This window comes from Lentzea sp., assembly GCF_035525475.1.
Classification (GTDB): domain Bacteria; phylum Actinomycetota; class Actinomycetes; order Mycobacteriales; family Pseudonocardiaceae; genus Lentzea.
On sequence record NZ_DATLEC010000173.1, the window covers coordinates 25,962 to 36,577 of the forward strand.

Annotated in this window: 8 protein-coding genes; 1 reads left to right on the forward strand and 7 read right to left on the reverse strand. The window is 70.6% G+C overall.

What is annotated here, in order from left to right:
- Positions 1-5 precede the first annotated feature (5 nt).
- The 7 genes from VM306_RS28390 to VM306_RS28420 all read right to left on the reverse strand — a co-directional run bounded on the left by VM306_RS28390 (position 6) and on the right by VM306_RS28420 (position 9,007).
- Complete coding sequence (locus tag VM306_RS28390) at positions 6-920, reverse strand: DUF6895 family protein (RefSeq protein WP_325520555.1); 915 nt, start codon at positions 918-920, stop codon at positions 6-8.
- A gap of 2 nt (positions 921-922) precedes the next feature.
- Positions 923-2,107 carry a hypothetical protein gene (locus VM306_RS28395; RefSeq protein WP_325520557.1) on the reverse strand — a complete coding sequence of 395 codons (1,185 nt, stop codon included), beginning with the start codon at positions 2,105-2,107 and terminating at the stop codon, positions 923-925.
- Positions 2,104-4,203 carry a prolyl oligopeptidase family serine peptidase gene (locus VM306_RS28400; protein WP_325520559.1) on the reverse strand — a complete coding sequence of 700 codons (2,100 nt, stop codon included), beginning with the start codon at positions 4,201-4,203 and terminating at the stop codon, positions 2,104-2,106. Before VM306_RS28400 ends, VM306_RS28395 begins: the two co-directional genes overlap by 4 nt.
- A 2-nt stretch (positions 4,204-4,205) precedes the next feature.
- On the reverse strand, positions 4,206-5,393 hold the full coding sequence (locus tag VM306_RS28405; protein WP_325520561.1) for a radical SAM protein: 1,188 nt from the start codon (positions 5,391-5,393) through the stop codon (positions 4,206-4,208).
- Positions 5,394-5,532: 139 nt separating this feature from the next.
- Entirely contained in the window at positions 5,533-5,658 is a 126-nt protein-coding gene (locus tag VM306_RS28410; RefSeq protein WP_325520563.1) for a hypothetical protein, read from the reverse strand.
- A gap of 234 nt (positions 5,659-5,892) precedes the next feature.
- Positions 5,893-7,458, reverse strand: coding sequence for a PfkB family carbohydrate kinase (locus tag VM306_RS28415; protein ID WP_325520565.1), 1,566 nt, complete (start codon positions 7,456-7,458; stop codon positions 5,893-5,895).
- Entirely contained in the window at positions 7,451-9,007 is a 1,557-nt protein-coding gene (locus tag VM306_RS28420; RefSeq protein WP_325520567.1) for a PfkB family carbohydrate kinase, read from the reverse strand. The genes VM306_RS28415 and VM306_RS28420 overlap by 8 nt, the downstream gene beginning before the upstream one ends.
- Before the next feature lie 410 nt (positions 9,008-9,417).
- Here VM306_RS28420 and VM306_RS28425 point away from each other — a divergent pair.
- Positions 9,418-10,616: glycoside hydrolase family 44 protein (locus VM306_RS28425; RefSeq protein ID WP_325520569.1), on the forward strand; the 1,199-nt coding region annotated here is incomplete at its 3' end.

The following is a 10,616-nucleotide window of genomic DNA, read 5'->3' on the forward strand; positions in this document are numbered from 1 at the left end:
CCGGGTCACCTGACGGCGAGCGTCATCAGGGCCGTCACCAGCGTCGTGTGGTAGCACCGGCGGAAGAACTGGCCCGGTGGCAGCGAAGGCGGCACCCCGCTGGCGGCCGAGCGTCCGGGAATGGCTCCGTCGGCCTGCTGAGCCCGTGCCAGGCACCGGATGCCAGCCTGTCCCGACGGCGTGGCGAGCACATCACCGCCGAGGCCGGCGAGCGTGATGAGCAGTTCGCTGGTCAGGTCCCAGAGATCGTCACCGGCGGACGAGTCGAGCATCGAGCAGACCGCGCGTTCGGCCCGCTCACGGACGTCACCGGGCAGGCCCATGTCCCGATGTCCGTAGTCTCCGAGGAAGAATGCCGTGTGCGTCAGGGCATAGGCGGTGCCGGTGGGCACCGGCGGCACCGGTGGACTCGCGAGCAGACTCTTCGCCGTCAGGTCCTGATAGGACTCCAGGGAGTGTTCGAGGTGCGCTTTGTCGGCGTAGTAACGGGTTTCGAGCTGCACGTAGGCCGATTTCCCCTGTGGTGAAAGGTAATCGTCCGCCTTCAGCCGCGCGAGCACCGCTTCGCGCAGGTTCGTCCGCGGTGCCAGCGCGACGTACACGATCCGTTGCGAACCGGCGTGCACTCCCCCGTGCGTGTCGATGAGCTCCACGAACTCCGGACGCGGGAAGATCCCCTGGAGCATCGAGGTGGCCTCGTGGAAGAGATCGTCCTCCGGCTCCAGCTTCTCCCACCGGTGGCAGAAGACCGCGAGTTCGAGCGCTGCCTTGACCCTTCTGTTCTCCGGCAACGGCGACGAGGGCGAGAACGGGTCGAAGTACGACATGTTCCGGCCGAGCCACCTCATGACCCCTTCGGCCAGACCGCCGAGACGGTCCCGTACCCGCGTGGGGGTTTCGACGTCCGGGGTGCCGGTCATCGTCATCCTTTCCGGAGGGCAGGCGACGCGGCCGCACCGGAACCGGACATCGCCTGCTCCACGACATCGGCGGCGCGCGCGGCACTGTCCACGGCCGCCAGCTCGCGGCCGAGGTCACGAGCGCGGGCACGCAGTCCGGGACTGCGCCATGCCTCGCGGAGCGCGGCGGCCGGGTCGCGGGAGACCGCGGCCGGGACGCGGACGGCCACACCGGCCCGCAGGCAGGCCGCGGCGAGCAGCGCCTGCTCCGCCCCGTTGGGCGACACCGCGAGCGGGAGACCCTGCCGCAGCGCGGCCAGCACCGGCGCCGACGTGCCGCTGGTCAGCACCAGCCCTGCCCGGTCGAGCAGCGGCCCCATCCACGGCTTGCGCACGAGCAGGATGTCGGTACCGGGAGCGGGCCGCGGGTCTCGTGACCGCCCGCGCTCGACGACGCCCAGGAACGGCCCTCCGGTGAAGGCCGCGTTCAGGAGCGGCCACAGGTTGAGGCCTTCGAAGTAGCGGCCGAGGTGCACGTAGACCATCGGCTTGGCGCTGCGGTCCAGGACCGCCAGGACCTCTTCGAGGTCGCCGGGGTCGGCGGCCGGTTCCCAGGCCAGCGGGCCGACGTGGTGCACCCGGTCGGGCAGCACCGCACCGGGGTACTCGAGCGCGGGCGAGCCGCGGAGCAGCAACGCGGTGCCCAGCAACGGGTTGTGCGGCTGCGGGCGCGGGCGCGGGGGAAGGCCGGCCTGCTCCCGCAGGGCGGCGTGGTGCCCGACGGTGTCCAGGGTCCGGATCCGCCGGGTCCCGCCCAGCGGCTCACCGTCCCCTCCGGCCCGGTAGTCCCACAGGTGGATCGACAGCCCGACCACCACCACCGGGATGTCCAGCGCCTCGGCGGCGACCAGGGCACCGTGGCACAGCACCGACGTCACGAGCACGTCGGCCCGCACCTCGATGGCCGCGCGCACCGTGGCCCGGTACTGCTCCATCCCCGTGAGACCCCATCGCGCGGCCGAGAATCCGGTCCGCTCACCGAAGTCCTCCACCGCCGCGAACGACAGCCCTGCCTCGGCCAGGACGGGTGCGGCCCTGGCACGGCCCAGCGCGGTGACGGCATGGCCGCGGCGGGCCAGTTCGCGCCCGGCCGCGATCACCGGGTAGAGGAAGCCCCCGTCGCTGAGCGGGCACAGGAGGACGTTCACGTCCCGCCCCGGAGGGCGGGCAGGCCGAGCTGGGCACCGAGGAAGGCGAGGGCATGACCGTAGAGCTCCGCCCGGCGGGAAGCGGCCCGGCTGCCGTGCCCCACCCCGCGTTCGAGCCAGAACAGCACCGGCCGGTCGCCGGCCGTGGCGTGTTGCAGGGCGGCGCACATCTTGCGGGCGTGCAGGGGATCCACCCTGGTGTCGCCGTCCGCGGCGGTGAACAGGACCGCCGGGTACGAGGTTCCCGTGCGGACGTTGTGGTAGGGCGAGTAGGACAGCAGGGTGCGCAGCTGGTCCGGATCGCCGGCGCTGCCGTACTCGGGCACCCAGCTCGGGCCCAGCCCCGACAGCTCGTAGCGGGCCATGTCCAGCAGCGGGGACATGCACACCGCCGCGGCGTACTTCTCCGGGTGCTGGGTGAGCGCCGCGCCGACCAGCAGCCCGCCGTTGGAGATGCCCATGATCCCGAGCAGGCCGGGCTCGGTCCACCCGCTCGCGACGAGGTGCTCGGCGGCCGCGGTGAAGTCGTCGAAGCTGTTCTGCTTGTGCTCACCGCGGCCCGCCCGGTGCCACTGCTCGCCTTCGTCACCGCCGCCGCGCACGCACGCGGCGGCGAAGATCCCGCCCGCACGGACCCAGGCGAGTGCCTCCGAGGAGAACTTGGCCGACACCGGAGTGCCGAAACCGCCGTAGCCGTAGAGGATGGCCGGACGCGGGCGGTCCGGGCGGCCCGCCGCGGAGACGACGAACATCCGCACGGTGGTGCCGTCCCTGGACGTGAACGTCTCCTGCCGCGCTGTCACCCCGTACCCACCCGCGCGGTTGCCGCCCCGCGCCCACACGCTGGTCAGGCCGGTCCGCGCGTCGTAGTGCATGACCTGCGGCGGCGTGCCGAAGTCGGTGTACGCGAACCAGGCCTCGTGCCCTCCTTCCGGCCGCACCGAGATGTCGCCGATCGTGCCCGCCCCCGGCAGCGGCACGGTGCCGACGCGGCGGCCGCCTGCCAGGTCGTGGACGGTGATCTCGGCTGTGGAGTGCCGGAGCCAGGCGGCCAGCCCGAGCGGCCCGGCGAGCTCGCTGCCCTGGAGCACCGCGAAGTCGGTCAGCACCGCGCCGGGGCGTTCCGCGACCACCTCCCGCCAGGCGTCCGCGGTCGGGTGCGCCGGAGAGCACGCCACGACGCGGCCGTACGGCGCACCCCGATCGGTACGCAGCCACATCACGCCGTCCGAGCCGGTGCCGGCCGCCACGTGCGGCCGGGTGCGGGCCCCGCCGCGCTGTACCGGCCGCAGGTCGGGACGGCCCGGCGAGCCGGCGGACAGGTCGGCCAGGTAGACGTCGGTGGCCGGGGCGGTGCCCTCGGTGGCCGTGATGGTCAGCCAGCGCCCGTCCCCGCTGACGGCCACGCTGTAGAACTGGGCCTTGGACCGCCCCTCGCCGAACACCAGGACGTCCGCGTCCGGCGCGGCTCCGACCTTGTGCAGCCAGACCCGGCGGTGATAGCGCGTGTCGCCGTCGCCGGACCCCGGTGGCAGGCACCGGACGTAGTAGAGCAGCTCGCCGCCGGGCAGCCAGCCGACCGTCCTGCCGCGGATCCGGTCGACCGGTCCGTCGACGACCAGACCCGTCGCCACGTCGAGCACGAACAGCAGCGAGTCCTCGGTGCCGTCGTGGGAGATCTGGTAGGCGACCCGGTCACCGGCCGGCGACGGGTGCCAGGCCTCCAGCGTGACGCGGCCGGCCGGCTCCAGCGTGTTCGGGTCCAGCAGAACCCGCTCGACCCCGCCGTCCAGGACGAACAGCACGGGAAGTTCCTGCCCCGCCCGCCGCCGGGGGACGAAGATCCGCTCGCCGCGGACCTTCGGCGTCATCACCCGGTCCTGCGCGCTCAGCGCCGCCACCTGCGCGTGCCACCGGTCCGCGTCCGGCCAGCCGGCTCGCTCGGCCTGGAAGAGGGCTTCCTGCGCGGCGAGCCAGCGAAGCGTCCGGGGGTCGGTGGGATCTTCGAGCCAGCGGTGCGGATCACGGACATGCCGGCCGTGCGGCCGTTCGACGGGGTCTTCGGGAGTCGCGTCCGGGTACTGGCGCGGCGGCATGGTTAGAGGCGCCCGGTCTCGGAGAGGTAGTCGAGCAGGGCGGCGTCCACCGCGTCGCGGAACGCCCGGACGTCAGGGGAATCGGGACTGGGGTCGTACCGGTCGGCGCACTGGAGCCAGCGGTCGCGGGTCTGCTCGGCTGGCAGGTACCCGGTCGCGGCGGTGCCCACCTCCCAGCCGGGCTTCCCGGCTGTCTCCCAGCAGCTGGCCAGGGTTCCGTCGGCGTTCACCACCGCGCCGTAGCGGCCGTCGCCGTAGCCGCACGTGCGGCACTCCTCGGTCGCGCGCGGCCGTGGCACCCGGAAGCCGAGCTCGAGCGCTTGCCGCTGCCACCGGGAGAACGAGGCCGAGAGGTTCCCGGTGTGTTCCAGGTCGTTCCCGTATCCGACCCCCATGTCCCTGATCTGGTCGAAGGAGATCGTGCACCGCGACACGTCCAGCGACTCCGCCAGCCGGGAGAGCAGGCTGTCGATCCCGCGGTGGGTGCGGTGCGAGACGTTGACCCGCAGGACCCACGACATCGGGGTGGCATCGGAGGCACGGACCATGTTGCGGACGATCGCGTCGAAGGTCCCGCCGTTGGACCGCCGGACCCGGATCTGGTCGTGGTCGGGCCGGTCCCCGTCGAAGGTGACCTGGATGTGCCGCAGCTTGACGTCCCACAGGTCCTTCGCCAGCTCCGGCGTGAGCAGCGTGGTGTTGGAGATCATCCAGGCGCGTACCAGGTTGTAGTCCGCCGCACGGGTGAGCAGTTCCAGGCAGCCGCGCGGGTTGAGCAGCGGTTCCCCGCCGAACAGCAGGATGCTGAGCTTGTCGAGCCCGCCCGCGGCCATCTGGCGGCCGGCGAAGCCGAGGATCGAGGTGGTGTCCTGCGACTTCAGCCGCACGTGCCCGATGCGCGGTGGACGGTTGCCACCGGCCAGGTCCGGGCCGACGTTCTGGAAGCAGTACCCGCACCCCAGGTTGCAGTCGGTGCTGGTCAGCACGGTCAACGAGTACAGGCGGTTCTGCGGGGCGGAGAACAGCCCGGACTCGCGCAGGCGGTGCTCCGCGCGGGGTGTCAGCGTCCCCTCGGAGGACAGTTGCCCGGCGCCGAGACGGGCTATGCCACCCCGGCCGAGGAACCAGTAGTTCTTCTTCCCCGCGAGGATCCGTGCCCCGCTGTGCAACTCGACGTGGTCCAGGCTCACAGAAACTCCGCAGGGTTCGCTGATCCCGATGACGATTTCCGGGCGGCGGACGCCCAGGGATCCGGCTTTCCCGATCCGCACTCCGCAGGTGTTCGGAGGATGCGCGTCAGGAGATCCGGATGCCCTGGGCGGTCTGTCGCTACAGGACTTCCGAGGAGTTGAAGGTGCAACCGGCGTTCAACTCTTCGTCCTCGTCGTCGCTGTGCGCGACGACCTCGATCTCCTCGGGGGTCTGCTCCTCGGGTTCCTTGCTCTCGTCTGGCATGGCGTGTGACCTCCAGCGGGGGGTAACGGCGAAGTCGGATGCCTCGCCAGTCACCGTATGAATCCGTGGTTCGGCGACGCCCAACCAGCGGTAGGGATTCGGTAAACCGGCACGGGAGAGGCCGCGCGGACCTCCTGGTCCGGTGGTCGCCGTCAACCCGCGTCAGCATCTGGGCCGAGGCCGTCGGCCGCGCCCGTTCGCCCCGCCGCTTTCGTCGTCGTTCCCGGTCCGCGGTCAGTCGGGATCGTCCACCGATCGCAGGCCCTGCGATCGGATCATCTCCTCCAACTGGTAGAACGTCCGCCCGATCGCGTTGTGCGGGTAGCTGATGGTGAACGGCGCGGCCGCGTGCGGCACGAAGTCGCAGCCGTCCTCTGCCAGCACCAGCACGCGGTCGAAGCCGTGCCGCCCCTGGAACAACCCGACCTCGTGCACCACGTTCTGCCGCGCCCGGCGCTTGCCGTCGAGGGTGAGGTCCTCGGCGGTGAGCACGCAGATGGCGACGCTGCACCGCTCCAGGTAGTCCGACAGCGCTTCGGTCACAGGACGGCTGCCCCACGACCCGCTCTCGAACGAGTACACCGGCAGCCCGAACCGCTCCTCGATGAACCGCTGAACCGCCAACCAGTCCGGGTGGCCGCCGTGGCTGATGAACACCCCGCGGGATTGCGGACCCGTGCGGCGCTGGTCGTCCAGCAACCGGACGAACTCGCGGGTGACCTCGGCGAACTGGCCGTGGCCCGCGGTGCCGACGTAGCGGAGCTTGTGACGCGCCAGCCGCATGCCGAGCAACGCGCCGAGCTCGATCTGCAGGCGGTCACTGGTGAGCACGGTGAGCAGGCCCGCGGCGAAGACGTCACCCGCGCCGGTGGAGTCCTGGATCTGCTCCTCCGGCAGCGGCACCTGGGCGTAGAAGTCGCCCTCCACCTTGCCGTCCTCCTGGCGGAACGACCAGATGCCGGAGGTCCGCTTGACCACGATGACGCCGCGCTCGCTGGAGAACCGGCTCAGGATGCGGGCGGCCACGACGTCCGCCGAGTCGCCCGGCGTGTGGTCGCCGATCTCGTGGAACTCGCGGTTGTTGACCAGCAGGTAGTCGCTGATCGCGATGATCCCGTCGATCGCCGGGTCCGACCGGGTGCTCCACACGTGACCGGGGTCGAAGCAGACCAGGGTCCTGGGGCTCGCGCTCTTGACAGCGCGCAGCACCGCGAGCAGGTGCCCGGCGGTGCGGTCGTCCAGGAACGAGGTCACGTGGATCACCCGTGCCGTGGCCAGGTAGGCGACGATCCGGTCGAACTCCGCGGCCAGGTAGCCGGCCATGTGTTCGTTGGCGCCGCCGTGGGTCAGCAGGGTCCTGTCCCCGTTCTCGGAGAACGAGAAGCAGATCCCGCAGAGGTGTTCGTCGTCGACGCGGACGAACTCGTGGTCGATCTCCAGGTCGGTCAGCTGCTCGATGCTCGACACCCCGATGACCGGCATCCGGCCGGCGATGCCGACGTAACCCAGACGCAGCCCGGCGTTGGTCTGCGCGATGGCGTGAATCGCGTTGAAAGCGGAGCCGCCCAGCACCGTCGTGGTCTTCGCGGAGCTGACCGCCTCGATCGCCGAGTGGATCGTGTCCTCGTCCACGGAGTGCTCGGTTCCCGGCTCCAGCGTCGTGCCGGTGCGCGCGACGATGTCGGCGATGTGGCCGACGACAACCGAACGGGCCGCTGGTTCCAGGTCGGCCGTGTCGGCTATGTAATCGAGGTTGAGGGCGCCGATTCCGATGACGTCGAAAGCGAAACCACTAGTCACGGCGTGCACCTCCGTGGCGAATGAGACCCTCTCGGCGGAGCATACGGCCCAGCTCGATGAACGTCGCGTCAACGTGACCGGGCGGGAAGTCGAGCCGGATCAGTCCGGCGATGTTGGAGAAGGTGTCGTAGCCCTCCTCGGTCAACAGCGCTACCCGGCCGAACCCGTACCGGCCCTGGAAGACCCCCGCCTGGTGCACGATGTGCTGGTCGGACCTCCCGCCCTCGTCGTCCGTGCGGCCGGCGCTCAACACGCACACCGCGAAGCCGCACTGGTTGAGCAGGCGTCGCAGCTGCACGGTGAAATCGGGTGTGCCGGCGGCCGCGGAGATCGAGTAGGTCCGCAACCCGCAGCGCTTCTCCAGGAAGGCCCGGACCGCCTGCCCGTGCGGGCTGGTGTCGTGAGCGATGAAGACACCGGGAGGCCGGTGCCCGCCGTTGCCCAGCGACTCCGACTGCTGCAGGAAACCCTTGCGCAGGTCCGGCAACGGGCTGCGGGGCGAGCGGACCGGGCTCACCATGCGGTGGCGCGCCAGGCACAGACCCAGGAACGCGCCGAGCTCCACGTTCAGCTGGTTCGACGCCAGCGCGCCGAGGACCGCCGCGGAGAACACGTCACCCGCGCCGGTGGCGTCCTCGAGTTCGGTCTCGCGGACCGGCCGGACCAGTTGGAACCGGTAGGCCTGCGTGTCCAGTTCGGACCGCCGCAGGACTTCGATGACGTCGTACCGCTTGGTGACGAAGACCCAGCAGCCCGGTGCGCACCGGCGCAGCACCTTGCGGGCGATGAAGTCGTCCGGTTCACCCGGCCGGTAGTGCCCCAGTGCCTTGAACTCACGGTAGTTCACGAACAGGAGGTCCGCCAGGCCCAGGATCCCGTCGATCGCGGGAGACGAGTGCGCCGCCCAGTCGAACCCCGGATCGAAACTGATCTTCACGGCGGGGTTGAGCGCCTTGGCCCGCAACAACACCCGGCGCACGCGGTCGGGAGTGCGGTTGTCGAAGAACGACGTGACGTGGACGTAGCGCGCCCCTGCGAGGTACTCGGCGATCCCGTCGAAGTGCTCATCCAGGTGATCGGCCATCCGCACGTTGGCACCGGGGTGGGTCAGCATGACCCGGTCGACGTCGTCGATGTAGGACAGGCACAGACCGCACAACTGGCTCGTGGTCTGCCCCACCCACCGCCGGTCGATGCCCAACTCGTCCATCTGACCGGTGAACGACAGTCCGGGAGCCTGCACCCGGCCGAGCATCCCGACATAACCGAGCCGCACCCCGAGGCGCATCTGGGCCAGCGCGTACGTGGTCAACCACGCTGATCCGCCCAGCGAATACCCCAGGGACGCCGTACCGAGGTGACGCATCGCCTCGACGATCGTCTGCTCGTCGGCCGGTCCTTCGCGGTTCCACTCGAAGCGGGCGACGGACTCGGTGATCTTCTCCGCCGCGCGCTGGGACAGCCGCGACGCGCTGGCGATGCAGTCGACGTTGAGCGCGCCGAACCCGATGACCTCCGGCTGATCGGCGGCGCGCGGTGGAGTCGTCACAGTCGCGAACGCACCTCCATGCGAGGCCGGAGCAGCCAGGCTAACACCGGATCGCTTGTGCCCCGACGAATTCCACGCCGGTGGGCGCACTGTCTCGTGCAGCCGGCGCGGGTGGGACGCGGCGATCCGCCTTCGCGCGGCCGATCTGGTGAAAACTCCGGAATCGCGTTGATTTCCCGGGCAGTCGGCCGACAGCGATTTCGATGGCCGGGTGAAAGCATCGATCCGAATTCTCATTTTCGACTCGAACGTCGTCGAACAAAGCCGGCGCACTTGACGCTCTTCTCATTTCCCACCAGTGTCGGACAGCGAAGATCGGCGCACTGAACCGGGCGGGGGCGTCTGTGGTGGGTAGTCGACGGCGGCAGAAGACGCGATCGGTCACGGCCACCGGCCTGGTGGCGTCTCTCGTGGCGGCAACGTTCACGGCCCAGGCGGCCCAGAGCGCCGCGGCGGCGCCCATCGGACCGGAATTGACGGTGGACGTGTCCGCCGCCCGGCACGCGATCAGCCCGGACATCTACGGCCTGAACGGCGGCGATGCGGCGTTCAACGCCGAGATCGGCCAGTCGGTCGCGCGCTGGGGTGGCAACGCGTCCAGTCGCTACAACTTCAAGAACCACACCTACAACACCGGCAGTGACTGGTTCTTCGAGAACATCGTCGCCGACGAGGAACACACCGTCGAGTGGATGGTCGGGTCCAACCTCGACCGGGGGATCAAGCCGGTCGTCACCGTGCCCATGTCCGGCTGGGTGGCCAAGGACTCGCCGTCGGCGCATCCGTTCACCTGCGGGTTCCCGGCCACCCGGTTCCCGGCGCAGGACAGGTTCGACGAGTGGGACCCCCACTGCGGCAACGGTGTGCTCGACGGGAAGAACCTCGCCGGCGTGCCCGAGGACAGCTCGGTCAGGGCGGACGCGTCCTTCGCCGGTGAGATGGTCTCGCACCTGGTGGACAGGTTCGGCACGGCGGCGCGCGGTGGTGTGCCGATCTACGAGCTCGACAACGAGCCCGTGCTCTGGGCCAGCACGCATCGCGACGTGCACCCCGAACCGGTCTCGTACGACGAGCTCGGCGGCAAGGGCACGGCGACCGCCGCGGCGATCAAGGCCGCCGACCCCGGTGCGGCGGTCCTCGGGCCGTCCGGCTGGGGGTACTGCGAGTGGGTCGCGTCCGGGGTGGACGGGTGCGGGCCGGGTGCCGACTCGGCCGCGCACGGCGGGCTCAACCTGTCGCAGTGGTACCTGAAGAACATGAAGGACTACAGCGACGCCCATGGGGGTAAGCGGTACCTGGACTACTTCGACCAGCACTTCTACCCGCAGATCAGCGGCGGCAAGGACCCCGAGTCCAACGCGTTGCGGCTGCGGTCCGTCCGGTCGCTGTGGGACCCGACCTACGTCGAGGAGACCTGGATCGGCCCCGGCGGGGTCAACGCGCCGCCGCTGCAGTACATCCGCATGGCGAAGTCGTGGATCGCCCAGTACAACCCCGGCACCAAGACCGCCATCACCGAGTACAACTGGGGCGCCCTGGACGACATCAACGGTGCGCTGGCACAGGCCGACATCCTCGGCGTCTTCGGTCGCGAGGGCCTCGACCTCGC

Coding starts and splice junctions, on each gene's coding strand:
- VM306_RS28390 (WP_325520555.1), bottom strand. CDS start 920: ATGACCGGCACCCCGGACGTCGAAACCCCCACGCGGGTACGGGACCGT.
- VM306_RS28400 (WP_325520559.1), bottom strand. CDS start 4,203: ATGCCGCCGCGCCAGTACCCGGACGCGACTCCCGAAGACCCCGTCGAA.
- VM306_RS28410 (WP_325520563.1), bottom strand. CDS start 5,658: ATGCCAGACGAGAGCAAGGAACCCGAGGAGCAGACCCCCGAGGAGATC.